Annotated in this window: 27 protein-coding genes; 15 read left to right on the top strand and 12 right to left on the bottom strand. The window is 33.7% G+C overall.

The annotated features are described in order from the left end of the window. Positions 1-13: 13 nt before the first annotated feature. Positions 14-1,690: a 2-succinyl-5-enolpyruvyl-6-hydroxy-3-cyclohexene-1-carboxylic-acid synthase gene (menD, locus tag BUR17_RS10940; RefSeq protein WP_074230426.1), complete on the bottom strand. Its 1,677-nt coding sequence runs from the start codon at positions 1,688-1,690 to the stop codon at positions 14-16. A 175-nt stretch (positions 1,691-1,865) separates the two neighbouring features. Here menD and BUR17_RS10935 point away from each other — a divergent pair, with 175 nt between their 5' ends. Continuing rightward, complete coding sequence (locus BUR17_RS10935; protein ID WP_074230425.1) at positions 1,866-2,816, top strand: isopenicillin N synthase family dioxygenase; 951 nt, start codon at positions 1,866-1,868, stop codon at positions 2,814-2,816. An 85-nt stretch (positions 2,817-2,901) separates the two neighbouring features. Here the strand turns inward: BUR17_RS10935 and BUR17_RS20655 are convergent, their stop codons facing one another. Continuing rightward, complete coding sequence (locus tag BUR17_RS20655; protein WP_143747571.1) at positions 2,902-3,081, bottom strand: bacteriocin-like protein; 180 nt, start codon at positions 3,079-3,081, stop codon at positions 2,902-2,904. A gap of 205 nt (positions 3,082-3,286) precedes the next feature. On the opposite strand from BUR17_RS20655, the gene BUR17_RS10930 reads away from it, so the two are divergent. Continuing rightward, positions 3,287-5,398 carry a prolyl oligopeptidase family serine peptidase gene (locus BUR17_RS10930; protein WP_074230424.1) on the top strand — a complete coding sequence of 704 codons (2,112 nt, stop codon included), beginning with the start codon at positions 3,287-3,289 and terminating at the stop codon, positions 5,396-5,398. Positions 5,399-5,763: 365 nt separating this feature from the next. Then, positions 5,764-7,881: a methylmalonyl-CoA mutase gene (scpA, locus tag BUR17_RS10925; protein WP_074230423.1), complete on the top strand. Its 2,118-nt coding sequence runs from the start codon at positions 5,764-5,766 to the stop codon at positions 7,879-7,881. A gap of 24 nt (positions 7,882-7,905) precedes the next feature. Here scpA and BUR17_RS10920 read toward each other — a convergent pair whose 3' ends face one another. After that, positions 7,906-8,781, bottom strand: a complete 876-nt coding sequence (locus BUR17_RS10920; protein ID WP_074230422.1) for a DMT family transporter — start codon at positions 8,779-8,781, stop codon at positions 7,906-7,908. A 97-nt stretch (positions 8,782-8,878) separates the two neighbouring features. Between BUR17_RS10920 and BUR17_RS10915 the strand changes: the two genes are divergently transcribed. Then, positions 8,879-9,316: an Lrp/AsnC family transcriptional regulator gene (locus BUR17_RS10915; protein WP_074230421.1), complete on the top strand. Its 438-nt coding sequence runs from the start codon at positions 8,879-8,881 to the stop codon at positions 9,314-9,316. 50 nt (positions 9,317-9,366) lie between these two features. Next, positions 9,367-9,867 carry a hypothetical protein gene (locus BUR17_RS10910; RefSeq protein WP_074230420.1) on the top strand — a complete coding sequence of 167 codons (501 nt, stop codon included), beginning with the start codon at positions 9,367-9,369 and terminating at the stop codon, positions 9,865-9,867. A gap of 51 nt (positions 9,868-9,918) precedes the next feature. Here BUR17_RS10910 and BUR17_RS10905 read toward each other — a convergent pair whose 3' ends face one another. The 3 genes from BUR17_RS10905 to BUR17_RS10895 are packed head-to-tail and all read right to left on the bottom strand — an operon-like array spanning position 9,919 to position 13,159. Continuing rightward, the gene (locus BUR17_RS10905) at positions 9,919-11,079 is read right to left on the bottom strand and encodes an ABC transporter permease (protein ID WP_074230419.1); all 1,161 of its coding nucleotides are present in this window, start codon (positions 11,077-11,079) and stop codon (positions 9,919-9,921) included. Positions 11,080-11,085: 6 nt separating this feature from the next. Continuing rightward, complete coding sequence (locus BUR17_RS10900) at positions 11,086-11,733, bottom strand: ATP-binding cassette domain-containing protein (protein ID WP_074230418.1); 648 nt, start codon at positions 11,731-11,733, stop codon at positions 11,086-11,088. Next, positions 11,726-13,159: a DUF4836 family protein gene (locus BUR17_RS10895; RefSeq protein ID WP_074230417.1), complete on the bottom strand. Its 1,434-nt coding sequence runs from the start codon at positions 13,157-13,159 to the stop codon at positions 11,726-11,728. The genes BUR17_RS10900 and BUR17_RS10895 overlap by 8 nt, the downstream gene beginning before the upstream one ends. A gap of 601 nt (positions 13,160-13,760) precedes the next feature. Between BUR17_RS10895 and BUR17_RS10890 the strand changes: the two genes are divergently transcribed. The 7 genes from BUR17_RS10890 to BUR17_RS10860 all read left to right on the top strand — a co-directional run bounded on the left by BUR17_RS10890 (position 13,761) and on the right by BUR17_RS10860 (position 19,377). Further along, positions 13,761-14,495: a hypothetical protein gene (locus BUR17_RS10890; RefSeq protein ID WP_074230416.1), complete on the top strand. Its 735-nt coding sequence runs from the start codon at positions 13,761-13,763 to the stop codon at positions 14,493-14,495. A 27-nt stretch (positions 14,496-14,522) separates the two neighbouring features. Beyond that, positions 14,523-15,914 carry an RtcB family protein gene (locus tag BUR17_RS10885; protein WP_074231171.1) on the top strand — a complete coding sequence of 464 codons (1,392 nt, stop codon included), beginning with the start codon at positions 14,523-14,525 and terminating at the stop codon, positions 15,912-15,914. A gap of 85 nt (positions 15,915-15,999) precedes the next feature. Continuing rightward, positions 16,000-16,545, top strand: coding sequence for a nucleotidyltransferase domain-containing protein (locus BUR17_RS10880; RefSeq protein WP_074230415.1), 546 nt, complete (start codon positions 16,000-16,002; stop codon positions 16,543-16,545). Positions 16,546-16,547: 2 nt separating this feature from the next. Then, positions 16,548-17,246 carry a peptide chain release factor H gene (gene prfH, locus BUR17_RS10875; RefSeq protein WP_074230414.1) on the top strand — a complete coding sequence of 233 codons (699 nt, stop codon included), beginning with the start codon at positions 16,548-16,550 and terminating at the stop codon, positions 17,244-17,246. Continuing rightward, entirely contained in the window at positions 17,233-17,745 is a 513-nt protein-coding gene (locus tag BUR17_RS10870; RefSeq protein WP_074230413.1) for a tetratricopeptide repeat protein, read from the top strand. Before prfH ends, BUR17_RS10870 begins: the two co-directional genes overlap by 14 nt. Positions 17,746-17,771: 26 nt before the next feature. Next, entirely contained in the window at positions 17,772-18,380 is a 609-nt protein-coding gene (locus tag BUR17_RS10865; RefSeq protein ID WP_074230412.1) for a hypothetical protein, read from the top strand. 4 nt (positions 18,381-18,384) lie between these two features. Then, complete coding sequence (locus tag BUR17_RS10860; protein WP_074230411.1) at positions 18,385-19,377, top strand: enolase C-terminal domain-like protein; 993 nt, start codon at positions 18,385-18,387, stop codon at positions 19,375-19,377. A 207-nt stretch (positions 19,378-19,584) separates the two neighbouring features. Here BUR17_RS10860 and BUR17_RS10855 read toward each other — a convergent pair whose 3' ends face one another. Together BUR17_RS10855 and BUR17_RS10850 are read right to left on the bottom strand one after the other, a co-directional pair. Further along, entirely contained in the window at positions 19,585-19,872 is a 288-nt protein-coding gene (locus BUR17_RS10855) for a cytochrome C (protein WP_074230410.1), read from the bottom strand. Positions 19,873-19,899: 27 nt separating this feature from the next. Continuing rightward, positions 19,900-20,193 carry a c-type cytochrome gene (locus tag BUR17_RS10850; protein WP_074230409.1) on the bottom strand — a complete coding sequence of 98 codons (294 nt, stop codon included), beginning with the start codon at positions 20,191-20,193 and terminating at the stop codon, positions 19,900-19,902. A gap of 179 nt (positions 20,194-20,372) precedes the next feature. Here BUR17_RS10850 and meaB point away from each other — a divergent pair, with 179 nt between their 5' ends. Continuing rightward, complete coding sequence (gene meaB / locus BUR17_RS10845) at positions 20,373-21,368, top strand: methylmalonyl Co-A mutase-associated GTPase MeaB (protein WP_074231169.1); 996 nt, start codon at positions 20,373-20,375, stop codon at positions 21,366-21,368. A gap of 93 nt (positions 21,369-21,461) precedes the next feature. Here meaB and BUR17_RS10840 read toward each other — a convergent pair whose 3' ends face one another. Beyond that, on the bottom strand, positions 21,462-22,007 hold the full coding sequence (locus BUR17_RS10840) for a DUF4251 domain-containing protein (RefSeq protein ID WP_074231167.1): 546 nt from the start codon (positions 22,005-22,007) through the stop codon (positions 21,462-21,464). Positions 22,008-22,112: 105 nt separating this feature from the next. Between BUR17_RS10840 and BUR17_RS10835 the strand changes: the two genes are divergently transcribed. Together BUR17_RS10835 and BUR17_RS10830 are read left to right on the top strand one after the other, a co-directional pair. Beyond that, a complete protein-coding gene (locus BUR17_RS10835) occupies positions 22,113-22,919 on the top strand; it encodes a M48 family metallopeptidase (RefSeq protein ID WP_074230408.1) in 807 nt (268 codons plus the stop codon). 102 nt (positions 22,920-23,021) lie between these two features. Next, complete coding sequence (locus BUR17_RS10830; protein ID WP_074230407.1) at positions 23,022-23,339, top strand: hypothetical protein; 318 nt, start codon at positions 23,022-23,024, stop codon at positions 23,337-23,339. A gap of 35 nt (positions 23,340-23,374) precedes the next feature. Here the strand turns inward: BUR17_RS10830 and BUR17_RS10825 are convergent, their stop codons facing one another. The 3 genes from BUR17_RS10825 to BUR17_RS10815 are packed head-to-tail and all read right to left on the bottom strand — an operon-like array spanning position 23,375 to position 25,564. Continuing rightward, a complete protein-coding gene (locus BUR17_RS10825) occupies positions 23,375-24,013 on the bottom strand; it encodes an outer membrane beta-barrel protein (protein WP_074230406.1) in 639 nt (212 codons plus the stop codon). After that, positions 23,997-24,812 (bottom strand): ABC transporter ATP-binding protein, encoded by an 816-nt coding sequence (locus BUR17_RS10820; RefSeq protein ID WP_074230405.1) that lies wholly within the window; start codon positions 24,810-24,812, stop codon positions 23,997-23,999. The genes BUR17_RS10825 and BUR17_RS10820 overlap by 17 nt, the downstream gene beginning before the upstream one ends. Then, positions 24,812-25,564: an MlaE family ABC transporter permease gene (locus BUR17_RS10815; protein ID WP_074230404.1), complete on the bottom strand. Its 753-nt coding sequence runs from the start codon at positions 25,562-25,564 to the stop codon at positions 24,812-24,814. Before BUR17_RS10815 ends, BUR17_RS10820 begins: the two co-directional genes overlap by 1 nt. Positions 25,565-25,603: the final 39 nt, after the last annotated feature.

Here is a 25,603-nt window from a genome sequence, read left to right as displayed (position 1 = left end):
GGTTTAGTATTTCTTAGCTTTCCTTTAAAAAATTAAAATAGGCTTTCTGCGTATCTGCATTATTTTTACCTTGTGTATTGACTTCCATTATTTTAGGAAGCGAATCTGGTTTGAAGAAATTCTCAAAAACGCGGTCTAAAGTTCCGTCATCTTCAACTTTTACATAAGAAAAGCCAAAATGTTTAGCCATAAACTCTGCATTTTTATGATGCTTTGTAGAAATAAATTCATCAACCGTATTTGAGTTGGCATTTCCAGGACCCGGAATTATTTTAAAAATATTTCCTTCACCATTATTAAAAATGATAATTCTTGTAAACGGTGGGATATATTGATTCCACAAACCATTGATGTCATAGAAAAAGCTTAAATCTCCTGTAATCAATAGGGTAGGGTTTTTGTTTTTGATGGCAAAACCCATTGCGGTGGAAGTAGAACCGTCGATTCCGCTTGTTCCGCGGTTGCAGTACATTTTTCTCTTTCCAAAATCAAATAACTGTGCATAACGAATTGCTGATGAATTGCTGAAATGTATATTGTAATTCTCAGGAATGCTCTGTGAAGCTTTATTAAAGAAATAGAAATCTGAAAACTCTGCTAAGTTTAAGAAATCGTTATGTTTTTTATCTTTTTTATCTCTTAAAACATCCCAAAGATTGTAATAAGGTCTAGGTTCTAAGTTGATGAAATTTAATAATTTAGAAAAGAAAACCTCTGGCTTTATTTCTATTTTTTGAGTGAGAGAAAAATAAGTGTCGGGTTGCCAAACTTCATCCAAATGCCAATGTTGCTTCGGATGTGCATTTCTTAAAAACTGTTTTACTTTTTTTGAAACCACATTTTGTCCAACGGTAATCAATAAATCTGGAGCGTAAGTTTTAAAATCATCTTCTGTAAATGCAAAAATATATCGGTCGATGTGTCTAAAAAACTTCTCATGATATAAATTTGAATTTGCTTCGCTTAAAACAACAACTGAATGATTTTTAACTAATTGGGTAAGCTGGTTTTCCAATTCAGGACTGTAACCTTTTGTTCCAACCAGAATCATAATTCTCTGTGAAGTATTCCAGTCTGCTACTAAATTGGAAGGGATTTCGTACTCTTTCTTTTTAATCGTTTTCTCAACTTCCGGAAAAGTTGGAAGTTCTGAAACCAAATCATACAAAGGTTCTTCTAAAGGAATATTGATATGAACCGGACCTTGTTTTTCAAAACAAAGTTCGACTGCCTTTTTTATAAGGTCTGAATTAATGCTTTCTGCATCGTCTTTGCTGTCTTCAACTAGCTGAAAATCTCCGTAAGAATGCTGATGAAAAAGATTATTTTGTCTGATTGTCTGTCCGTCAAAAAGATCAACATAATCAGTCGGTCGGTCTGCCGTTAAAATCAACAATGGAATATTCTGATAAAAAGCTTCGGTAACTGCAGGATAATAATTTGCCGCTGCAGAACCACTTGTGCAGGTAATTGCAACAGGTTTTTTCTCGCTCATTGCCATTCCGAGAGCAACAAAAGCTGCACTTCTTTCATCAACAATGCTGAAACAGTTGAAATCATCCATCTCTGAAAAATGAATCGCCAAAGGAGCATTTCTGGATCCCGGAGATATTACAACGTCTAAAATTCCGTATTGGTGAAGAATATTAGCAAGTACCTGAATACTTCTCTTAGAAGAATATTTTTTCATTTGAAAATTTCTATTGTTTTTTTAAGTCAAATGTAATCGCTTTAATTTTCTCGTATTTATTTACTAATTGAGCCTTTTGCAATTTCATAAAGCAAATTTAGTTTATAAATAATGAATTCTAAAATCATTTAATTCAAAAAATCTGTAAATTAGCCCCACGTAAAATTTCTATAAAATGGATAAAATACCTAGTGTAGACCTGCGTGATTTCCTTTCGGACAACCCGGAACGCAAACAGAAATTTGTAAATGAAATCGGAAAAGCTTACGAAGAAATTGGTTTTGTAGCCTTAAAAGGACATTTCCTTGATGACAAACTCGTAGACAATCTTTATGGAGAAGTGAAAAACTTCTTTGAACTCCCAACAGAAACCAAGCAAAAGTATGAGATCCCAGGAATTGGAGGACAAAGAGGTTATGTTGGCTTTGGTAAAGAAACGGCTAAAGGTTTTAAAAAAGGTGATTTGAAAGAATTTTGGCATTTCGGACAATATGTTTCGGATGACTCAAAATACAAAAGCGAATATCCCGACAATGTAATCGTAGACGAGCTTCCACAATTTAATGAGGTAGGTAAAGAAACTTACCAGATGCTTGAAAAAACAGGAAAATATGTTTTGAGAGCTTTAGCATTGTATCTTGGTCTTGATGAATTTTATTTTGACGATAAAATTGCAGAAGGAAACTCTATTTTGAGACCAATTCACTATCCTCCAATTACTCAGGAACCGGATGATGCAGTAAGAGCTGCAGCTCACGGAGACATCAACTTGATTACCCTTTTGATGGGTTCTCAGGGAAAAGGTCTTCAGGTACAAAATCACAAAGGAGAATGGATCGATGCGATCGCACAACCAGACGAATTGATGATTAATGTTGGAGATATGCTTTCGAGACACACCAACAACAAGTTGAAATCTACGATTCACAGAGTGGTAAACCCGCCGAGAGAGTTGTGGGGAACTTCAAGATATTCTATCCCTTTCTTTATGCATCCGGTAAGCGAAATGTCGCTGAATGCTTTAGAAAACTGTGTTGACGAAAACAACCCAAAGTTATATGATGATACAACTGCCGGAGAATTTTTACACGAAAGATTAATTGAATTGGGATTAATCAAGAAATAAAATTAAAGAAGTCAATAATTAAATTCTTGCTGTTATTTATAACTTTAAGATATTTAATTATTGACTTTTATTTAATGTACTAAATTTACCTGCATGGTCCCAATGTACAAATCATTGAACAGTTATTAAATCTATAACATCCTGTTCCTTGATTATTGAGTTCCTCACAAGGATCTGTTGGAGAATCTCTCAAGTCGTAACATTTCCTATCTCCTCCTTGAATGTTTTTCAACTCTTTTCTGTCGATTTTTTTTAAATTTTTCATATTGTTTTAATTTGATTTTCCTACTCTAATTAGCTTTTCGGATTCCGCTCTATTTTCGTAAAAATATAAAATTTTTACCTATAATTACAATTTATTTCACACAGAGTGTAATTAAAATTTATATTCAAAAAGACACGAAAAAAGTCACACAATGTAGGCTTTTGTATTCCCACAACTTTGCGTATTTTTGAGAAAATCCTTCACAATGAATTTTAAACCTATGTTATTAACAGCCGGAGTATTATTCTCGGCTACAGTTTATGCTCAAAAAATGACTTATCCTAAAGCGATCAAAGGAAATCAAACTGATACTTATTTCGGAACAGCCGTTGCAGATCCTTACAGAGATCTGGAAAATGATTCAGAACCTACCAAAAAATGGGTAGATGAAGAAGTTGCTTACAGTCAAAAATATTTATCACAGATTCCATTTAGAGAGCAGATTAAAAAGCAGTTAACAGATATTTGGAACTACGAAAAAATAGGTGCACCTTTCAAAGAGGGAGATTTTACGTATTATTATAAAAACGATGGTTTACAGGCACAAGCTGTTTTGTACAGAACCAATAATAAGACAAAAACCACAGAGGTATTTTTAGATCCTAATAAATTTTCAGATAAAGGAACGACTTCGCTTTCGAGCTTGTCTTTCAACAAAAAAGGGAATTTGGCAGCGTACTCTATTTCTGAAGGAGGTAGCGACTGGAATAAAATTATCATCATCGATGCCCTTACCAAAAAGCAAATTGACGAAACAATTGTTGATGTAAAGTTCAGTGGAATTTCTTGGCAGGGTGATGAAGGTTTCTATTATTCAAGCTACGACAAGCCTAAAGAAGGAACTGTACTTTCCGGAATGACCGATAAACACAAAGTTTATTTTCATAAATTAGGAACAAAGCAATCTGCTGATCAATTGATTTTTGGTGGAGATAAAACCCCAAGAAGATATTTGGGAGCAGGAGTTTCTGAAGATCAGAGATATCTGATTATTTCTGCTGCAAATGCAACCAACGGAAACGAATTGTACGTGAAAGACCTAAAAAAAGGCGGTGATTTCGTTCAGATAAACAAAGGTTTTGATATCAATGTAAATATTGTTGACACAGAAGGTGATAATCTTTTCATTTTTACTGATAAAGATGCGCCAAATATGCGTTTGGTAAAAACAACCATTCAAAATCCGTCTCCTGAAACCTGGAAAGATGTTATCCCAGAAACAGAAAATGTGTTAGGAATTTCCGGAGGTGGCGGTTATTTCTTTGCGACATACATGATTGACGCAATTGATCAGGTAAAGCAGTTTGACAAAACCGGAAAACTAATTAGAGAAATTTCGTTGCCAGGAAAAGGAAATGTAGGTGGTTTTGGTGGTAAAGAAACTGAAAAAGAGTTGTATTATTCTTTCAGCAATTATATTACTCCGGGAACAACATATAAATTCAATGCAGATACCGGAAAATCTGAAGTTTATCAAAAGCCGAAAGTGAAATTTAATCCTGAAGATTATGTTTCTGAGCAGGTATTTTATACATCAAAAGATGGAACCAAAGTTCCGATGATGATTAATTATAAAAAAGGAATAAAGCTGAATGGTAAAAACCCTACAATTCTTTATTCTTACGGTGGTTTCAACGTTAGTTTGCAGCCTTCTTTTTCCGTAGTTAATGCAATCTGGATGGAAAATGGTGGAATTTACGCCGTTCCAAACATTCGTGGTGGTGGTGAATACGGTAAAAAATGGCATGATGCAGGAACAAAAATGCAGAAGAAAAATGTGTTTGAAGACTTCATCGCAGCTGGAGAATATTTACAATCGAAAGGTTATACTTCAAAAGAATATATGGCGCTTTCTGGAAGATCAAACGGAGGTTTGTTAGTTGGAGCAACAATGACGATGCGCCCTGATTTGGCTAAAGTTGCCTTCCCGGGAGTTGGAGTTTTAGATATGCTGAGATACAACAAATTTACCGCTGGAGCAGGTTGGTCTTATGATTACGGAACTGCCGAAGACAATAAAGAAATGTTTGATTATTTGAAATCATATTCACCGGTTCATAACGTAAAAGCAGGAACTTGTTATCCTTCAACAATGATTATTACAAGTGATCACGACGATAGAGTAGTTCCGGCGCATTCATTCAAATTTGGTGCAGAATTGCAGGAAAAACAAAAATGTGCAAATCCGATTTTGTTAAGAATTGAGAAAAATGCAGGTCATGGAGCAGGAAGAGCAACAGATCAGGTAATCAGCGAAAATGCAGATTTAATTTCTTTTGCTTTGTATGAAATGGGAATAAAAAAACTTGGAAAATAATTTTAAACACCATTAAAGAGTTTAAAATAAAAAGCGAGATTGTAATATTACAGTCTCGCTTTTGTATTTTATGTTGTTAAGAAGTCCTGAAGGAATGATTTAACGAAGAATAGGATGGAATCCTATTAATTCATACATATTAGCAATAACATATTTTTCAGTTGAATTTAAAAACATTTAAATCACATTAAAGAAAATCAAAGATCTTCAAAAAACTAATGTGCTCTTTTAAGCAGAATAATAATTAAAACTCTCTGTGGCTAATGTGTTAAGATCCTTTATTTTTAAACATTCAATGTTACTGAAAATCAATCGCAAAACATTCCCGTAAAAATGCTTATTTTTAAAATCTTAAATCTGAAGAAATGAGAAGGGAAATAAAGAACAAAATTCCTCAATTTAATATATCTGAAAATCAGCAGGAAATCTATCAATTTGAAAAGGATGGACTTGAGCTGAAATCAAAATACACTGCAGAAGATGTAAAAAATAAAGACATCAGCGATGCTTCTCCGGGAATTGCCCCTTACTTAAGAGGTCCTTATTCTACAATGTATGTTCAAAAACCTTGGACGATCCGTCAATATGCAGGTTTTTCTACAGCCGAAGAATCTAATGCTTTTTACAGAAGAAACTTGGCAGCAGGTCAAAAAGGACTTTCCGTAGCTTTCGATTTGGCGACACACAGAGGTTATGATTCCGATCACGCAAGAGTTGTTGGAGATGTTGGTAAAGCCGGTGTTGCAATTGATTCTGTGGAGGATATGAAGATTTTGTTCAACGAAATTCCTTTAGATGAAATATCGGTTTCAATGACGATGAATGGTGCGGTTTTGCCAATTCTTTCATTTTATATTGTAGCTGCAGAAGAGCAAGGCGTTTCTCAGGATAAGCTTTCAGGAACTATTCAGAATGATATTTTGAAAGAATTCATGGTGCGTAATACGTATATTTATCCGCCGACTCCTTCCATGAAAATTATTGCTGATATTTTTGAATATACTTCAAGAAATATTCCGAAATTCAACTCGATTTCAATTTCCGGATATCACATGCAGGAAGCAGGAGCAACTCCTGTTTTAGAAATGGCTTATACTTTAGCGGATGGTTTAGAATATGTAAGAACCGGAATTAAAGCAGGAATGAATGTGGATGATTTCGCTCCAAGATTGTCATTCTTTTGGGCAATTGGGATGAACCATTTCATGGAAATTGCAAAAATGCGTGCAGCAAGATACATTTGGGCAACGCTTTTAAAACAGTTTAACCCTCAAAATCCTAAATCTTTAGCGTTAAGAACGCATTCACAAACTTCAGGTTGGTCTTTAACGGAGCAGGAACCTTTCAATAATATCACAAGAACGGCAATTGAAGCTTTGTCTTCAGCTTTAGGCGGAACCCAGTCTCTTCATACGAATGCTTTGGATGAAGCGATTGCTTTACCTACAGATTATTCGGCAAAAATTGCTAGAAATACTCAAATTATTCTTCAGCAGGAAAGTGGAATCTGCGATGTTGTAGATCCAATGGGTGGAAGTAATTTGGTTGAATCTTTGACTCAGCAAATGATCGAAGAAGCAATGAAATACATTGATGAGGTAGAAAAAGAAGGCGGAATGACAAAAGCCATTGAAGCTGGAATTCCGAAAATGAGAATTGAAGAAGCCGCTGCTAGAAAACAGGCAAAAATCGATAGCAGCGAAGAGTTTATCATCGGTGTAAATTCTTTTAAATCTGCTTTAAAACAGACTCCAATTGAGATTTTAGATATCGACAATACTGAAGTTCGTAGAAAGCAAATTGAGAGATTAGAATCAATTAAATTAAGCCGAAATTCTGAATCTGTTGAGCAAATTTTAAATGAAATCCGTGAATCTGCAAAAACAGGAAACGGAAATCTTTTGGCATTGTGTATTGAAGCAGCAAGAAGAAGAGTGACTTTGGGTGAAATGAGTGACGCAATGGAAGAAAGTTTCGGACGTTACAAAGCCAACATCAGAACGATACAAGGAGTTTACGCTATGAATGCAGGTAAAAATGAATATTTTGGAAAAGCACTTGAGCTTACCCAAAAATTTGAAGAAGCAGAAGGTCGTCGTCCAAGAATCATGGTGGCGAAAATGGGACAGGATGGTCATGACCGTGGTGCAAAAGTGGTAGCAACTGCGTTTGCAGATATGGGATTTGATGTGGATGTTGCGCCGTTATTCCAAACTCCGGAAGAGGTTGCAAAACAGGCTGTAGAAAACGATATTCACATTTTGGGCGTTTCATCTTTGGCAGCAGGTCACAAAACTTTGGTTCCGCAGGTTGTTGAAGAGCTAAAGAAATTAGGTGCAGAAGATATTACGATCGTTGTAGGTGGAGTAATTCCACAACAGGATTACGAATTTTTATATGCAAACGGAGCTGATTTCATCTTCGGTCCTGGAACAAATCTTCCTAAATGTGCGGTTGATATTTTGAATAGATTTTTAGATTAAAATCTTGTTAAAAAGAAAAAAATCTCATATCGTATCAGGAATTGAGTTTTTTTTCTTTTCTTTTTTAGCAAAGTAAACTCCGAAAAGAATAATGATAATACCTCCTAGTTCTTGAATAGATAAAGTTTCTTTGAATATGAAATATGCGTAAATAGCTGCAAAGACTGGTTGACTTAAAATAATGACTGACGACAATAATATATTAATTTTTCCTAGACAATAGCTAAGTAGACCTTGACCAAAAATCTGTGAACATAAAGCTAAGCCTAATAAAATATACCATTCATGCGTAGAAGAAGGAAGCATTATGTTCTCAGAAAATTCTGCAGCAACTGCTAATATAGGAATTGAACCAAGCCCACTAATAAACATTAATGTAGGCGCGTCTACTTTGGAACGAACTTTATAAACACTCAATAAAAAGAACCCATAAAATATTGAAGCTAGAAAAGCTAAAAAATCTCCTTGAAATCCCTCTGCAGAAACTTGAAATTTACCGAACATTAAAACACCAATACCAAGTATACAAATAACTAATCCAAATAAAAAGTTTGAACTAGGTCTTTCTTTGAATAAAAAATAAGATAAAGGGATAGTTGTGAAAGGAACAAGGTTTACAAATAAGTTTGCGTTAGCCACACTAGTAAGTAAAAATGATTTATTCCACAGAATAAGGTCAATTGCCAGGAATATACCACTACATAAGATAATGATATATGATTTTCTATCAATCTTTCGGAGATTTTTATAAACAAAGGGAAATAGGAAAAATAAAGATATTAAAATTCTGTAGAAGGCTGTATTTATTGGCTGTAAGCTACTTAATTTTACAAAAATACCACCTGTAGCTAAACTCATTACAGCTACAAATGCTAGGAAGATACTAATATTAAATTTCATAATTTGTTTTATATAATACAAAGTTCCATCTTTGTCTTTACAGGAATACTTTAATAATTAAAGTATTTTTAGTGAAAACTTTCATTTCTAAAAAATTATGCAATTAGATCAGCTACATCATGCTATTTTAAATGAACTCCAAATTAATGCTCGCACTTCGAATACAGATATTGGTAAAAGAGTTGGGCTTACGGCTCCAGCGGTAGCTGAAAGGATACGAAAAATGGAGGAAGCGAAAATTATTAAATCTTTTACAGTAAATTTAGATTATGAACAATTAGGTTTCAATGAAAATGTGATTATAGGCATAGATATTCCTTACTGTGATATTCCTCCTTTTTTGCAGGAAGTAAATAGTATTAATGGAATATTAAAAATTATGAAATCTACTGGGGATTTTTGTTTAATAGTACATTTAGTTACGCAAAATGTCTCTCAATTGGAAGATATTATAACTCGCATCAGTAATCATGGAAAGACAACAACTTTCCGAATTTTAGCATTTCCATTGGAAAAAGATTTTGTAAAGATCTGAATTTTTGCACAGCTTTTGTACTGTAAGTCATAACCAAAAAATAAATTAATATGGCTTATACAGTAATTTCAGTATTTCCGGAAACTGTGAATACAGAGGAAATAAAATCAGAATTAAAAAACAAAGGATTTCTCGACGCAGACATTATTGTTTCTAAATCGAGATTTGATGAAGAGTCTTCTACGAATGAATATGAAGATGATGAAAAAACAAAAAGTTTTTGGAATCATGTTTTTGTAAATGATAACGATATTTTAGCAGCTTACAGTAAGGAAAGTGTGGGTAAAATCAATTTGGTGGTTTATGCTTCCAATCTTACAGATGCACAAAACGCGAAAAAAGTTTTGGATCAATATGGAGCATTAAAAATTTATAATAAACCTTCTGTTAACCAGAGTGATTCTGAGTCGACAGGTTTGCCGGAAGATGTTTACAACGGAATTATCGCAAAGGCAAAGCATAATATTTATTTCTTAGATAAAGAAAGAGTATATTCTCCAAACAGTAGAGGGATGGGAGATACAATGGATAGTCAAGGATCGAAAGATTAAAATAACAGCTTTATAAAAAATAAAAACGACCATCATTTGATGGTCGTTTTGTTATATTTTCCAGGACTTAATCAGCCATCGGTAGATAAGAATATTAACGAAGAAATAAACCAATATTGGAATGATGATAATCATTGACCAAAGTAAAGGATTAATATACATCGAAAGTAAACCGTTGGAAACCTCTGATTTTGCGATAAAATATTGTCCTGCTGCAATTAATCCTAAGCTTAAGATCAATACAAACATCAGATTAATACTGAATTTTCTGCTAATGTCGCTCACCATTTTCTTAGGTGAATATCCTAAACTGTTTTTAATAGAAACTTCTTCCTGTTTTTCTAAAAACTGAATCTTTATAAAGCTTACAATGATATACAAACACAAAGCAAAGATGAAAACTCCCAAAACAGCAATTATTTTTAAAACTAAAAATAGTTTTGACTTTATTTTTGCCGAACGAAGACTTTCCTGATTAGACTCATAGCCGTTTTCTTTCATTTTAGAAACCAAACCTTCATCTCCTGAATCTTTTACCTGTACCAAAACTCTATTGTAGATTTTCCGCTGTGTAGCAAGCTCAGGCTTTTCTGCCATATTCAGAGAATCAAGAAACTTTTTAGGAATCAAAACGGAATGTATTCTGTCCGAAAGTCCAACCATTTTTCCTTTGTACGTCTTATTCTGCTTATTGACAGTGATGTTGATATTCACTTCAATTTTCTTGGCAAAATCTTCAGAGATCTGCGGAAGACCTTGGTTTAAAGCAAATCCGTAATTGTAAAGATTGAGATATTCTCTTGAAATAATAATTGGAATTTCGTCACCTTTTACCTGAAACTCTTCATCTGTCAAATCAGAATCAATTGCTTTTAAATCTAAACCTTCAAAATACAGATCAGTGTAAAAAGGAATAAAGTCGCCGCCATTTGCAGAAGCTTTAAATTCATTTGCCGAAAAAGGATAAATGGCTTTTACTTCATTCCAGGTTTTAATTTTTGAAATATCATTTTCATTAAAACCAAGAAGTTCTTTTCTGCCGATATTATCCGGAGTAATCTTTTTACTGAAGGTCAGCCAATAATTGCTGTCACTGCTTTTACTTCCAAAAAGGCGGTTCGCATTTTCGTAGAGTTGCAGACAAGACAAAACCAAAATAAAGGCGATGAATAATCCTGCGTATAAAATAATTGAATTAAAAATTTTCTTCATAAGCTTTTATAAATGAAGAATTTGATAATTGTGCTCAAATGGAAACTCATTCAGCTCAAAAAAGATCACTGAACTTCCGCTTTCTTCTGAGACTTCGTTAATTAAGGAGAAAGCAATTTTTTTATTATTCAAATCCAAATGACTGAAACATTCATCATAAATAATAAAATCTGTAGGATTGATGAGGCTTCTCACAATGGCACTTCTTTGGCGTTCTCCATAAGAACAGTTTTCTGCTTTTTTATTCAGAAGGTTTTCTATTCCCAGTCTTTTGGCATATTCTTCCATTTTTGGAATGAACGGTTTTCGGTCTTTATTAAAAACACGAAGCAGAATATTCTCAGAAATGGTAAGATCTTTAATCAGTCTTACATCCTGAAAAAGCAGGCTCACTCCATCTTTTCTGTTTTTTACAATTTCCTCGAGGTGAAGTTTTTTCACCACTTGTTGGTCATATTTTATACTTCCTTCATATTGAAAATGAGTACCCAACATTGCTGTTGCCAATGTAGATTTTCCACTCCCGGAAGGTGCAACAATCAGAAACTTGTTTCCTTTTTGGAAGGAAATATTTTTATTCCAAATTTCAGACTGTTCGATATTTCTGGGAGTGAAATATTTAGGGAAAATGTTTTCTAATACTAAATTAGTCATTCATTATAAAATAATACAGTGCATTTTCGTCTTTCTTGTCTAGAGTGATAAGCGATTTAGAAACCAAATTTCCGGCATTCTCTTTAGACTCGTTTGAGATCTCAATTACTTTTGCAGGTACAGTTTCTCTTCTGTTATAATCGCTTCCATCAGACCAAGAATAAGCTGTTATACCAGTTTTTTTGCTCAGTTTAGAATTTTTTGCAGCCTTTTTCGCCTGAAATTGTGCATTCACACTTTGATCATCAGAGAAAATTACCTGATTATCTACAATTGTATATTTTTTGCTTTCACCTAAAGGACCTTGAAGCAATGAGGTAAGAACATCTTTTTTCTTAGGATTAAAACCTAAAACCATTGCTCTTTTATTGCTGTAATATTCCATAGAATCTGCAGGATTAGATTTCATATCCATATACGCATAATCTCCCGTGAAAGTTGTTGTAATGTCTTCTAAAGTTGTGTTGGTAGACGCTAAATAATGATTTACAGTAGCTTCAAAACCAGCTTCCTTGATTAAATATCTCATAAAATCTAAACTGAAATAACCGATAGAAAATGATTTTGAATTATCGAGTTCTACATTTTTTACAAGATCATAGTTGATGTTGTTTTTGCTGTAATATTTCTCAACAATTTTTTTCATATCGCTGTTGAAAAATGTTTTGGTATCCATTTCCACTTTGCCTTTATCGAAGCTGAAATCAAAACCAATTCCTGAATCTTTAATCAACTTATTTACAGCCAGAGTTTCTATATATCCTTTAGAAACGTAGCTTGCAACAGCTCCAAGATTCATCCATCCGCTCACATCTTTTCCGCTTACCAGAGATTCGTTTACCTGATCGATGATTACTTTGTTTGAAGTTCCTTTTCTTGCCCAAAAATCAGTAAAGTATTTTTCGCTAAGTTTTGCAACGCCATCCATAGAATTATATCTTGAATAAGAAAAAGATTTCTCGCTCGACATAATCGCCATATCACCTTTGATGCTTCCTGTAATCTTTCCGTCTTCAAAAATAAAATCCTTTTTGTCGATTGTTATTTTAGTTTTGGTAAGATCAGACATGCTTTTCTGGAATTTCGCCTTGTCACTGATCCAGAAAAATGCTTTCACATCAGGATCTGAATTCGATTTTCCGGGTTCCACCATAATGTAAAGCGGTTTGCTGATATCAATACCGGATTCTTTCGGCTTGCTGATCAATTGCAAAAGAACTCTTCCCTCATCGTTGAGGTTTTTCTTTTCTTTCAGGATCTTTTCAACCGGAATTTTATCAGAAATAGAATTTAAATTCACTCTCGATAAACCTAAAGTGGTATCCGTGGTGTATTTTAAAATGTCGTCATTCTTGTTAGAATTACAGGAAAATAGAATCACGAATGCAAATGCGCACAGCAGGGATTTCATTAATGTGTTTTTCATATATTTTTTGGTTAAGAAAACAAATATAGCATTTTCGATCTAATGAAAGTCATTAATAAGTGATAAATAATTTTTTAAATTTTTATTTTGTAATTCAAAAAAAATAATATCTTTGCAACTGAAAATCAAGTTTAACCATTAAAAAACAACGAAGCAATGTTCAAATACAATCAACATTCATCAGTAGGATTGCCTTTTGCAAAGGCGAGGCTTCGTGGTTTGGTACACTCATAGAACAATAGTATATTGAAATATCAAAACCCGAAGTCGTAAGATTTTCGGGTTTTTTATTGCGCAATATTTCAAACTCAAAACAAGTTTCCCCGAAATCAAAATTTTTATCAGGAGCTAAATCCCGCTTTCCACTATATCTTTTTTGCCACTGCTTTTTTCAAGCCACCGCAAAAAAGGATGTCGCTGCAATCGGGGCTAAGAAAACTCCTCTGTCATTCTGACAATAGGAAGAATCTCTTTTTTTCGTTGACAAAAATGACATAATTTAAAATCAACTAATATTTTAGTTGATAAAAGATTTGATGCAAAAATGCAGCTTCAGAAAGTCTGAAATCTGGCGTCTTGCATCGAATAATCTAATTGATAAATGGAAAAAGACAACCTTCTGTTTTACCGATTGCGAAGTCTGAGAAGCAGAAAAAGAATCATAAAAAAAGATGTAGAAAAACAGATCAGAAAAAAGTATAAACGTAGTAATGAACTTTGGGAAATTAAAAGAGATATTCCTTGGATTCCTTTAGAAAAACCTTATCAAAGAGGTTTTGTAAGATTCTTCGCTGTAACAGAAGAAGTAATGCGCACAAAAGATGCCGATTTTTTTGAAGGAATTCTGAAGAAAATAAACACATTCATGTATTCAGAAATTCGACACTTTTTAAAAAAGAGAAAAAAATTTGGAAGGAGAATATATGTAGAAAGAGAACAGAAATTAAAGTCTCTTTCATCTTATGAGTGGAATAACCCAAAGTTGCAGCTTACAGAACGAGAAAAACAATACTTTTTAAAAAGAAAAGAATATTGTCCTTTTCGTAAAATATATTACGATTACTACGATTTTATTGAACCATGGAGGTTTATTTTAAGAATAAAACCCAATATGATTACGCATTACAAACCTGTAAATGCAGATTTGGAAAAAGAATATGCAGAAATAGAATTTTATGTAAAGCAATATAAAGTTCAGGGAATTATTCAGAAGAAAATTTATGGTAAATCAAATTCATGGAAAATTAAATATGAATCTGATCTGAACGAAAGTGAAAAATACTTTCGCTACAAAATGTCAGCAACGGCGTTTGCCGACTATTTTATGGACGAATAAGTCCAATAAATGTTTAAAACAAAAACAATGGGAAATTTAAAACTTAAAGGAAAAGATATATTAAAATTAGGCTATCCAAACAATCAGAGCGTGAACATCGCTTTGGAAGTTATGAAGAGAAATTTTGCAACCAAAAATATTCATTATGTGAAATCTCTTTTAAAGGAAATTCGACAAAATCCGGAACAATTTGAAAAAGATTTAACCTTCGGACAAATTGCAGAAGCCTTGCTTTCATCAAAGAAAACCGAAAAGAGAATGCTCAATGCCAATCGAGCTTCTTTCCAGATTTTCGGAAACAATATTTCGGATGAAGCAAAAAACCAGTTGTACACCGCATTGAAATTGCCAATTGCAACGCAAGGTGCTTTAATGCCCGATGCACACAGCGGTTACGGACTTCCAATCGGTGGAGTTTTGGCAGTTGAAAATGCCGTGATTCCTTACGGAGTAGGGATGGATATTGGCTGTAGAATGAGCTTGAGTATTTTGGATACGCCTATCTCATATCTTGACGGAGCAAGAGATAAATATGAAAAAGCTCTTGCCGAACATACCAAATTCGGAATGTATGAAACGCACAAATCTCACGTTGACCACGAAATTTTCGAGAGAGATACGTTCGATTTAATTCCGATTTTAAGAAGACTAAAAGGAAAAGCGATCAAACAAATGGGAAGTTCCGGCGGCGGAAATCACTTTGTAGAATTCGGAGAAGTAGAAATCACAGAAGAAGACAAACAAATCGGGCTTCCAAAAGGAAAATATCTCGGAATTCTGTCACACAGCGGCTCTCGTGGATTGGGAGCAGAAATCGCTCAATATTATTCGAGAGTGGCGAATGAGCAATGTCCATTACCAAAAGAAGCGCAAAACTTTGCCTGGCTGGATTTGAATACGCATCTCGGTTTAGAATATTGGACGGCGATGAATCTCGCGGGAGATTATGCTTCGGCTTGTCACGACGACATTCACCGAAGATTGGTAAAAGCCGTCGGAGGAAGAGTAAAAGCCAGAATTGAAAACCATCACAACTTTGCATGGAAAGAGATCCACAACGGAAAAGAAGTGATTGTTCACAGAAAGGGTGCAACTCCAGCCAACGAAAATGAATTGGGAATGATTCCCGGATCAATGACTGCAAAAGGTTTCATCGTTCGTGGAAAAGGAAATCCGGATTCTTTGAATTCTGCTTCTCACGGCGCTGGAAGAGCGTATTCTAGAGGAGAATGCAGAAATCTTTTCACTCAAAATGACATCAAAAAAGAATTAAAACTCAAGAATGTCATTTTGATGGGCGGAAATACTGAAGAAGCACCAATGGCGTACAAAGACATCAACGAAGTGATGAATGCACAAAGTGAATTGGTTGATATTCTGGGAACTTTCCAGCCTCGAATTGTGAGAATGGATAAGTAAAATGGTTGTTAGTTTTTAGTTGATGGTTATAAGAATTTTTAACGCCATCAACTGACAACCATCAATAAAAACAAAAATTAGTAAAATGGGAGCACCACATAACATAAAAAGATACGGTGAAGTCTGGCCGGAATTTAGAATTCAACACGGACTAAAAATATTAGAAAAATTAAAAAATAAAGTCATTTTATCAGGAGGTTGGGCGTGGCATTTTATGTCTAAAATAGGGCATACAGAATACAAACATGCACACGACCATAAGGATATTGATGTTTTTGTAAATAAAGAAAATGTGGCTGAAGTGGTTATAATTCTTCAGCAGGAAGGTTTTCAGAAAGTCTGGACAAGATATGATCATCTTCCAAGCGAAGAAAATTTTCGCAGATATGAGAAAACAATCGAAATAGAAAACGGAAAATTTCACAGAATTACAATCGATTTCTTTGAAAGAAGTGATTTGGAAACTGTCGAAGCAAACGGATTCACTGTTGTAAAACCTGATGTTTTGCTTTCATTTTACAGAAACATTCATTCCAGCGATAAATGTTGGGCAGTGATGGCTGCAAAATATTTATTGGAAAAAGGAATTGATCCTGTCAGTCATCCAAGATTAAGTGAAATACCAAAATAACAATGGATAAATTAATACAAATAACCTCAGGAAGAGGACCTTTAGAATGTCAATGGGTAGTTGCCAAAGTTCTGAAGGCTTTTCTTGAGGAGGTAAAACATAATAAAATAGATTACGAAATCATTCATCGTGAAAATGGTGATGAAAACCTGACTTTGAAGTCAGTAATACTACTTTTAAAATCAAAAAATGTAAATGAATTTTTAAAAACTTGGTTAGGAAGTATTTGCTGGATTGGGAAAAGTACCTTCCGAAAATTACATAAAAGAAGCAATTGGTTTATCGGGATTTTTGAACTGGAAGGTTTGGAGAAAATCAATTTCAACGAAAAGGATATACAGTTTCAGACGACGAGAAGTCAGGGAAGTGGCGGACAAAACGTGAATAAAGTCAACACAGCTGTTCGTGCAACTCATATTCCGACTGGGCAAAGTGTTTTTGTACAAGATACGCGTTCGCAGTTGGAGAATAAAAAACTTTCGATTGAAAGATTGAAAGAAAAAGTTTTGGAACAGAATATCATTCAGCTTCAAAAAAGAATGCAGGAAACTTGGAATAATCATTTGCAGGTGCAAAGAGGAAACCCAATCCGAACATTTTCGGGAACAGATTTTAAAAAGAATTATCAGGAAAAATCTTTTAAAAAAGAAAGATATCAACTGAAAAACGAATTAAAAAACTACAGAAATGACCTTAACTAAAAGTAAATATTATTTTGAAGCTTTGGATAATTATCCTTACAGCTTGCCGGATTGTCTGGAAGCATTGAATTATGCGCTGTCTTACGATCCTGAAGATGCAGATTCGCTTTGTCTGATGGGAAGAATCTACAGCGAAATGCTCATCGATTACGAAAAAGCAAAACTCTATTTTGAAGAGGCGATGCAATGTGATGTTACGAATCTTAATACGCCAAAATATTATATTAAATGTCTCTTGGATAATGAAGATTTGCAGGAAGCTGAAAAGCTGATCAACTATTCTTTGAAAATAAAAGGAATTGATAAAATGACCTTATGGTTTTACAGATCTCTGCTTTCCGAGAAGAGAGGAAGCTTTCCGAATGCTTTGAAATTTTTAACTGAAGCAGAAAAGTATTGTTTTTCATCGCATAGTTTGGATGTTGTAAAAGATCGCAAGAAATTTATAAAATCTAAAATGCCCAAGAAAAAATCTAAAAACAAGAAGGAGACGAAATAAGTCTCCTTTTTTTGTAAATTTAATTTATGAAACACTATTTATTTTTGATTCTATTGCTATTGATTTCCTGCAAAAAGAACGAAGCGAGAAAAGAAATTACCCCGAAAGATGAGTTGCTAAACTTACGATATGAAGTTTTAAATCAGTTGATTAAAAGCGATAGTGCGACGCTTGGCTTTAATCATTTTATTTATAATTCTACCTTGAGTCCGGTCAATATAGACATAGAAGATAATGAAATAAGACCTCTTGGTATTGATTTGAAGTACGATTCAATTTTTTTACAAAAAGACTCAGGTTATTATAAAAATCAGGAAAGAAATGTTTTAAATTTTAAATTCGATAAAAGTAGAATAAAGGGTAAATTAAAATATATAACAGGTCAAGAACTTCAAGAACTTCAAGAACTTCAGGAAATTAAGGAAAGTAATTTTTGGACTGAATTTGATAAAAAGTATGGTCACAATTGTATTCGTCGTTTTTCTGTACCATTTTTTAATAAAGATAAAACTATGTGTATAGTTCAAAATTCAATGTCTTGCGGTCCTTTGGATGGAGGTGGAAATACTATTATTTACAAAAAAAAGAATGGGAAATGGGTAGTTTTAAGAACATTTGACCGATGGGTAAGTTAGTATTATGAAAATAAAGTTTACTCTCAAAAAGCTTCAGCTAAAAGAAACGTTTTCCATTGCTTATGGAAACTACAATCATCGTGATACATTGTTAATAGAGCTATCCCACCAAAATTGTAAAGGTTATGGCGAATGTGTGGCGATTGATTATTATCAGATTAATCTTCAGGATTTTGTTTTAAAATTAAAAAAAGTTCAGCATCAAATTGAAGCTCAGAAAATTATTTATCCCAAAGATTTTTTTAAGTTTTTGTTGAGTTTAAGCCTTCATTCGTTTTTGATTTCTGCTTTAGATTGTGCATATTGGGATTTGTTTGGAAAACTTGAAAACAAAAGTTTTTTAGAATTAAATCAACTTCCAACAGATAATTTAGTTGAAAGTTCAATCACGATTTCCATTGGAAATATTGAGAATCAAATCAATAAAATTCAGAAAAGTGAATGGACTCGATTTAAAGTAAAATGCAAAGGTTTAAATAAAAATGATATTGAAAGATTATTAGAATTAAATAAAGATATTGCTTTAGATTCTAATGCAAGTTTTACGGATGAAGATTGTGTTTGGCTTCAGGAAAATGCTGAGGTTCAAAGATTTTCATATTTGGAACAACCTCGGCCAATTGACCATTATAAAATATTAAAAAAAGAGAATTTTGCCAATTGGATGGCGGATGAAGATTGTCAGAATATTGATTCACTTGAGGAACTCATTCCATATTATAAAAGCATCAATATTAAACTGATGAAATGTGGAGGTTTGACGCCCGCTTTAGAAATGATAAAAAAAGCAGGAGAATTAAACTATAAAATTATGATCGGCTGCATGACAGAATCAACAGTCGGAATTTCTGCAGGGTGTCTTTTAACCGGACTCGCAGATTTTGTAGATTTAGACGGAGCCAATCTTATTTCTAATGATTATGCCACAGGAAATTTTGTAGAAAATGGCAAAATTATTCTATCCGGAAAACCGGGTTTAGGGATTGATTTAAAGTGAATTTAATCGGTGAATTGTGAATTGTCAATCAGCTTTTCTTTTCAATTTTATAATTTAAATCGAAGCTATACATTCGTGTTTTTCATAATCAAACGAAGAAAAATGGATCGAAAACTTTCTCAAAACATTATTTCTGATACAATTTTTTTTCAAAAATCTACCGAATTGAATGGAGATTTAAACAAAAATAGACTTTCAAAAGAAAGCCTATTTTTTATTTACAGAAATCAAATAATCATAGACCATTTGATGTTGTTCATCATTCAATTTCGCTTTTGGAGCCATTCTGCTTAAGGTTTTAATCCATCCCTGATCGTCATGTTTTGCAGGATTCGGTAGTTTATGGCATCTGTTGCATGAGTTTTCAAAAACTGTTTTTCCCTGTGCCAAATGTTCAGCTGAGGTAAATTTAGGACCGATTACGGCTGTGCTTTTTGGTCCGCATGAAACCATAAAAACAGATCCTAAAATCATACTTAAAACTAATTTTTTCATGATGATATTTTTTGTTGGTTGAATCTTTTATTTTTTCACAGACACCACATAATCGTAAACCCACTGATGTTGTTCTTCAGTTAGTTTCGCTTTTGGTGCCATAGAATTCATAATTCCTACCCATTGTACAGAAGTGAATTTGGTGGGTTCTGGCAAATCATGACATCTTTTGCACGCAGTTTCGAAGATTGTTTTTCCTTGTGCTATTTGTTCTGCGGTACTTGTCGCTGATTTTGGAGCTTCAGCTACGGGTGTTGCTTTCGGAGTACAAGATGCTAATAAAATAAGGGCAAATGTTGCTGCTGCAAATAGACTTTTCATATTTTTTTTAATTGTTTAAAACAAAAATAGCGAATTTTGCAGGTGATTGGTGTTTAGATATATAATTTAGAAGCATTAAAATTAATGAGCTTTTTCTCGGATTTTGCAGGTTATTTTTATATTTTTGAATGAATGAAACCGACAGGTTACATCTTTCCTTTAAAAATGGAAATATTCAGATGAAAATTTCAACAGAAGACTTTATAGATGGGATTAAATCAGGCAATAAGCGTTTGATTGCAAAAGCCATTACTTTAGTTGAGAGCACAAAACCCGAACATCGAAGTCAGGCAGAAGAACTTTTAAAAAAGATACTTCCATTAACAGGAAATTCAATCAGAGTGGGAATCACAGGAGTTCCCGGTGCCGGAAAATCTACTTTTATAGAAAACTTTGGAAGATTAGCAATTTCAAATAATAAAAAAGTTGCGGTTTTAGCTATCGATCCCAGTTCTGCGATCAATAAAGGCAGTATTTTGGGGGATAAAACCAGAATGGAAGAGTTGGCAAAAGAAGAAAATGCGTTCATTCGTCCTTCTCCAAGTTCCGGTTTTTTGGGCGGAGTTGCCAATACTACCTTTGAAACGATGATGATTTGCGAAGCTGCAGGATACGATTATATTTTAATCGAAACCGTCGGAGTAGGGCAGTCTGAAGTTTTAGTTTCTGATATTACCGATGTGTTTTTGTTTCTGAAAATTATTGGCGGCGGAGATGAGCTTCAGGGAATAAAGCGTGGAATCATGGAAATGGTCGATATTATTTTCATTAATAAAGTGGAAGAAAGTAATCTACAAAAAGCCAAAAATACCAAGCTCGAATTGAAAAGGGCATTAGATTTTCTTCCTGCGAAAGAAAAAGACTGGAAAGTTCCTGTTTTGCTGGGTTCTGCTTTACATAATGAAGGATTGAATGATGTCTATCAGAAAATTGATGATTTTATTTCATTAAAAAAGAATTCGAAACGTTTTGACGAAGTTCGAACACAACAATCTGAAAAACGCTTTGAATATTGGGTTCAGGAATATATTTTAAGCATGATGAAAAAAGATAACTCTGTGGAGGAGGCTTATATTCAGCATAAAAAAAATGCTTCAGACCTGATTTCTAATCCAAGTACTGAAGCAAAGTTATTTGTAGAAAAGTTTTTAAGAGATTCGAGATCTGAGATTTGAGTTGCGAGTTTCAAGATCCGAGTTTTTGTGATTCGGAAAATATTTAATAATATTTTTTGTATTTTAACCTCGTATCACGACACCCGAACCAAATTAAAGCTTCTCCTTTTCTTTCGTTTCTTCATTTTTAGAAATATATCCATCGTAAGAAATCGGCTGTCTGTCGTTGCTTCTTATTGATGTCAATGCTTTTCCATTTTTAAAAATTTCAATATAAATATCAGAAACATTTTTTACATCATTGGGTTTGATTTTGTAAACCCAATTTCCTTTTTTACTCTGAGTTTTTGTTACGGCATAATCTTTTGAAGTAAATCGGTAACTGTTATCAGAAGAACCGTATGTTGAGGTAAAAGCTCTTCCAAAATAAGGAAGCGTAACTTCCATTACTCCTTTTTTTATTTCGATGCCATAATTTTCACCTGAAATCTGAAATGTACGGAGTTGAGATGCATTTGGCATTGAGTTTACTACATTGATAACATCGTAATTCATGGGGTTTGCTTTTTCAGCATGAAAAGTAAATTCATCCGAACTCACCAAATTGTTTACTATTTGTGGATCAACTTTTTGCGATGCACAATTCTGAAAAAGAAATATGAATGCAAAAACTGAGATTATTTTTATATAAATTTTCATAAGATTAAATTTAGTAAATTTATACATCAAAATGTATGCAAAAACGAATTTCAGAATATTTTTTGGAATAGAAATTGTTAAGGTTCAATTATAATAGGCATAATTATGAAAATTACTCATTTATTAGGAATTGGAGCGGCCGCTTTTGCAGTTGCAGCGTGTACAACAAATCCGATGACAGGAAGAAAATCTCTACAAATAGGAACTCTTAATCCTCAGATAACTTCTTCGGCTGTGCAACAATATCAGCAGACTTTAAAAGAGTCTAAAGTTGTAACAGGAGCTCAGGCTCAGATGGTTAAAAAAGTAGGAAATAAAATAAAAATAGCTGCAGAACAATATTATGCAAGTATTGGTAGAAGTGCAGATTTATCAGGTTATCAGTGGGAGTTTAATCTTCTTCAGGATAATCAGGTGAATGCATGGTGTATGCCGGGCGGAAAAGTGGCTGTTTATACAGGAATTCTTCCGGTTACTAAAGATGAAACCGGGCTTGCAGTTGTGATGGGGCATGAAGTTTCTCACGCTTTAGCAGGTCACGGTAATGAAAGAATTTCACAGGCAATGGTTGCACAATATGGAGGAGCGCTTTTAGGAAGTACTATTTCAAATGCGCAGTGGTCGAGTGTTTTTCAACAAGTTTATCCTGTTGGTTCACAAGTAGCTCTTTTAAAATACGGAAGAACTCAGGAGTCTGAAGCAGACGAAATGGGATTAAATTTAATGGCTATTGCAGGATATGATCCACGTCAAGCAATACCGTTCTGGCAAAGGATGGAAGCTTCATCTTCAGGAGCAAGACAACCGGAGTTTTTGTCAACTCACCCAAGTCCAGGAACCAGAGTTGGAGATATTCAGAAAGATTTACCAAAGGCTTTAGAATACTATAAAAGAGCAGGAGGAAAAGTTTGATGAAAGCAAATTTTAAGTTTTTAATTAAATGGATTAACCGAAAGAATTTGTAAATTTTAGTTTAAATTTATAAGTCAATATTCACCATCAAAAAACACTATTATGAAAAGTATTTCGATTATAGGAATGATACTTCTTGCAGTATCTGCCTTACTTTTTTATCTGACAACAGATTTTACTGTTGAAAAAATTACAATTTCGCATGTAATGGGAGTTATGGCCGGAATTGGAATAGGCTTGATATTCGGCGGAATGATTGGTTATGTAAGTAAAGGGAGTGCTATAAAAGAAGAAGCCAAAAGAAAGGAGTTTAAACAGCTTCAGAAAGAAAAAGAAGAACTTGAAAAGCAAGCTATTGAAATTGAAAAACGTCAAGCTGAACTTGAAAGAGAAAATATAAATAAAAATCCTCAAATTTAATTTGAGGATTTTTTTATGATTGAATTTTTGTTTGATTAGAATTTATATCCTAAACCTAACAAGAATAAGCTTGATCTGTTGTCGTAATTGATTTCCTGACTTGATCCCGCAACATTGTTGATGAATTTTCTCTGGTCTTTAGAAAAAGCGCCTTCATATCTTGCAGAAAGAATTAGCTTCTTAATTTCACTTTGTACACCCAATTGGTACCCTACGGTGAATTCTTTAGCATCAACCTTCTGTACGAAGTTATCAAAATCATCGCTTTTAGCTAAATTGAAACTTCCAACTGGTCCTGCATAAGCACTTAATAAATTACCCAATACATTTACCCCAACCAAAACAGGAATATCCACTCTGCTGTTTTTAGCTTTAATGGTAGTCTGAGCTGCATTTATATCATTTTGTACAGTAACTTCGTTGCTGAAATTGGTATAATAAATTTCCGGCATTACGTATAATGCAGTTGGTAAATCGATTTTTAAAGATAAACCAACATTAAATCCGGTAATGTTTTTTCCTTTTTGCTCTACAGCATTTGTAGCTGCTGTTTTAAGGTTTTTCCAAGAAGCTGAGCTTGTTGGGATCAATACGTTTGCTTTTCCGGCTAGTGAAATCTGTGCCGAAGCAAAAACTGAAAAGCCTATAAATGCTGCGCTAATTAATTTTTTCATTATCGTCTATTTTTGTAATAGTATTCTCAATTGTTTTATTATTCTCTAAAAGATATTCTCGCAATTCTTTAAATAATTCTGATGAATAAACGAAATCGATCAGATTTTTATTGCCTGCAGTAATCAGGATGTCTTTATTACCTTCCCACTCTTTTATCCCCAATCTCAGGTATACAATTTTCTCGCCAATGGTCATTACCGAGTTCATATCGTGAGTATTGATGATGGTTGTGGTGTTGTATTCTTTGGTGATTTCAAGCAATAAATCATCAATTACATTAGAAGTATAAGGATCTAATCCTGAGTTTGGCTCATCACAGAACAAATATTTTGGGTGATTTACAATCGCTCTTGCAATTGCCACACGTTTCTGCATCCCTCCGGAAATTTCTGATGGGAATTTTCTGTTAGCTTTATCTAAATGTACTCTTCCGATTACCTCAAAAACTCTTCTTTTCTTTTCTCTGAACGTTAAATTGGTAAACATATCAAGTGGAAACATGATGTTTTCTTCAACAGTTAAAGAATCAAACAATGCACTTCCCTGAAATAATGTTCCGATCTCAGATCGTAAATGCTGTTTTTCTTCACGGTTCATTACATTGATATCTCTTCCGTCAAACAAGATTTCTCCTGATGAAGGTTGATAAACGTTTAATAAACTTTTAAGAAAAACGGTTTTTCCTGATCCACTTTGTCCGATAATCAGGTTTGTTTTACCTTTTTCGAAGGTGGTTGAAATTCCTTTAAGCACTTCAACATCACCAAAACTCTTTTTAAGATTTTTTACCTCAATCATCAGCTTAATATTAATTGTGTTAAAATTAATTCGGAAATAATGATAAATACCATCGTCCAAACCACGGCTTGTGTACTTGCTCTACCTACTTCCAATGAACCACCTTTCACAAAATATCCAAAATAGGAAGGAACAGTGGCAATTACAAATGCAAAAACAATGGTCTTAGCAAATGCGTAATAAATGAAAAGATTTGGCATGTACATTTGAATACCTGTGATGTAATCGGCAGTCGTCCAGTTACCGGTAAGTATCCCCGCAATATAACCTCCGCCAATACCAAAAACAATACTGATTGCAATTAAAAGCGGATTAAAAATGAGACAGGCAATAATTTTAGGTAAAATTAAAAAATTGGGAGAGTTTACTCCCATAATATCTAAAGCATCAATCTGTTCTGAAACACGCATTGTACCAATGGTGGAAGCAATATATGAACCTACTTTTCCTGCTAAAATTAAACTGATAATTGTAGGAGCAAACTCCAATACTAAAACTGCTTTGGTTGCATAACCTACAAATGCAGGAGGAATAGGGAACGATGATGCATCAAAATTGTTAAACATCTGAATGGCAACAACGGCCCCGACAAAGATAGACGTGAAAATAACCAACCCAAATGAGTTGACTCCCAAGTCATTGATTTCTCGCATAAATAGCTTCCAAAAAACTCTCATTTTCTGAGGCTTTTGAAGAGATTTACCGATAAGAATCATGTATTCTCCGACGGCTGTAAAAAAGTTTTTTAACATTCTGCTAAATTAGACTATTTTTATTTAATTTGTTTAAGA

Source organism: Chryseobacterium scophthalmum (assembly GCF_900143185.1).
Taxonomy (GTDB): domain Bacteria; phylum Bacteroidota; class Bacteroidia; order Flavobacteriales; family Weeksellaceae; genus Chryseobacterium; species Chryseobacterium scophthalmum.
The sequence above is the reverse complement of the archived record's forward strand: the minus strand, read 5'-3'. Positions and strand labels throughout refer to the sequence as shown.

Excerpts from the sequence above, each read along its gene's own strand:
- menD (WP_074230426.1), bottom strand. The coding sequence starts at position 1,690 with ATGAAAAAATATTCTTCTAAGAGAAGTATTCAGGTACTTGCTAATATT.
- BUR17_RS10935 (WP_074230425.1), top strand. The coding sequence starts at position 1,866 with ATGGATAAAATACCTAGTGTAGACCTGCGTGATTTCCTTTCGGACAAC.
- BUR17_RS20655 (WP_143747571.1), bottom strand. The coding sequence starts at position 3,081 with ATGAAAAATTTAAAAAAAATCGACAGAAAAGAGTTGAAAAACATTCAA.
- BUR17_RS10930 (WP_074230424.1), top strand. The coding sequence starts at position 3,287 with ATGAATTTTAAACCTATGTTATTAACAGCCGGAGTATTATTCTCGGCT.
- scpA (WP_074230423.1), top strand. The coding sequence starts at position 5,764 with ATGAGAAGGGAAATAAAGAACAAAATTCCTCAATTTAATATATCTGAA.
- BUR17_RS10920 (WP_074230422.1), bottom strand. The coding sequence starts at position 8,781 with ATGAAATTTAATATTAGTATCTTCCTAGCATTTGTAGCTGTAATGAGT.
- BUR17_RS10915 (WP_074230421.1), top strand. The coding sequence starts at position 8,879 with ATGCAATTAGATCAGCTACATCATGCTATTTTAAATGAACTCCAAATT.
- BUR17_RS10910 (WP_074230420.1), top strand. The coding sequence starts at position 9,367 with ATGGCTTATACAGTAATTTCAGTATTTCCGGAAACTGTGAATACAGAG.
- BUR17_RS10905 (WP_074230419.1), bottom strand. The coding sequence starts at position 11,079 with ATGAAGAAAATTTTTAATTCAATTATTTTATACGCAGGATTATTCATC.
- BUR17_RS10900 (WP_074230418.1), bottom strand. The coding sequence starts at position 11,733 with ATGACTAATTTAGTATTAGAAAACATTTTCCCTAAATATTTCACTCCC.
- BUR17_RS10895 (WP_074230417.1), bottom strand. The coding sequence starts at position 13,159 with ATGAAAAACACATTAATGAAATCCCTGCTGTGCGCATTTGCATTCGTG.
- BUR17_RS10890 (WP_074230416.1), top strand. The coding sequence starts at position 13,761 with ATGGAAAAAGACAACCTTCTGTTTTACCGATTGCGAAGTCTGAGAAGC.
- BUR17_RS10885 (WP_074231171.1), top strand. The coding sequence starts at position 14,523 with ATGGGAAATTTAAAACTTAAAGGAAAAGATATATTAAAATTAGGCTAT.
- BUR17_RS10880 (WP_074230415.1), top strand. The coding sequence starts at position 16,000 with ATGGGAGCACCACATAACATAAAAAGATACGGTGAAGTCTGGCCGGAA.
- prfH (WP_074230414.1), top strand. The coding sequence starts at position 16,548 with ATGGATAAATTAATACAAATAACCTCAGGAAGAGGACCTTTAGAATGT.
- BUR17_RS10870 (WP_074230413.1), top strand. The coding sequence starts at position 17,233 with ATGACCTTAACTAAAAGTAAATATTATTTTGAAGCTTTGGATAATTAT.
- BUR17_RS10865 (WP_074230412.1), top strand. The coding sequence starts at position 17,772 with ATGAAACACTATTTATTTTTGATTCTATTGCTATTGATTTCCTGCAAA.
- BUR17_RS10860 (WP_074230411.1), top strand. The coding sequence starts at position 18,385 with ATGAAAATAAAGTTTACTCTCAAAAAGCTTCAGCTAAAAGAAACGTTT.
- BUR17_RS10855 (WP_074230410.1), bottom strand. The coding sequence starts at position 19,872 with ATGAAAAAATTAGTTTTAAGTATGATTTTAGGATCTGTTTTTATGGTT.
- BUR17_RS10850 (WP_074230409.1), bottom strand. The coding sequence starts at position 20,193 with ATGAAAAGTCTATTTGCAGCAGCAACATTTGCCCTTATTTTATTAGCA.
- meaB (WP_074231169.1), top strand. The coding sequence starts at position 20,373 with ATGAAAATTTCAACAGAAGACTTTATAGATGGGATTAAATCAGGCAAT.
- BUR17_RS10840 (WP_074231167.1), bottom strand. The coding sequence starts at position 22,007 with ATGAAAATTTATATAAAAATAATCTCAGTTTTTGCATTCATATTTCTT.
- BUR17_RS10835 (WP_074230408.1), top strand. The coding sequence starts at position 22,113 with ATGAAAATTACTCATTTATTAGGAATTGGAGCGGCCGCTTTTGCAGTT.
- BUR17_RS10830 (WP_074230407.1), top strand. The coding sequence starts at position 23,022 with ATGAAAAGTATTTCGATTATAGGAATGATACTTCTTGCAGTATCTGCC.
- BUR17_RS10825 (WP_074230406.1), bottom strand. The coding sequence starts at position 24,013 with ATGAAAAAATTAATTAGCGCAGCATTTATAGGCTTTTCAGTTTTTGCT.
- BUR17_RS10820 (WP_074230405.1), bottom strand. The coding sequence starts at position 24,812 with ATGATTGAGGTAAAAAATCTTAAAAAGAGTTTTGGTGATGTTGAAGTG.
- BUR17_RS10815 (WP_074230404.1), bottom strand. The coding sequence starts at position 25,564 with ATGTTAAAAAACTTTTTTACAGCCGTCGGAGAATACATGATTCTTATC.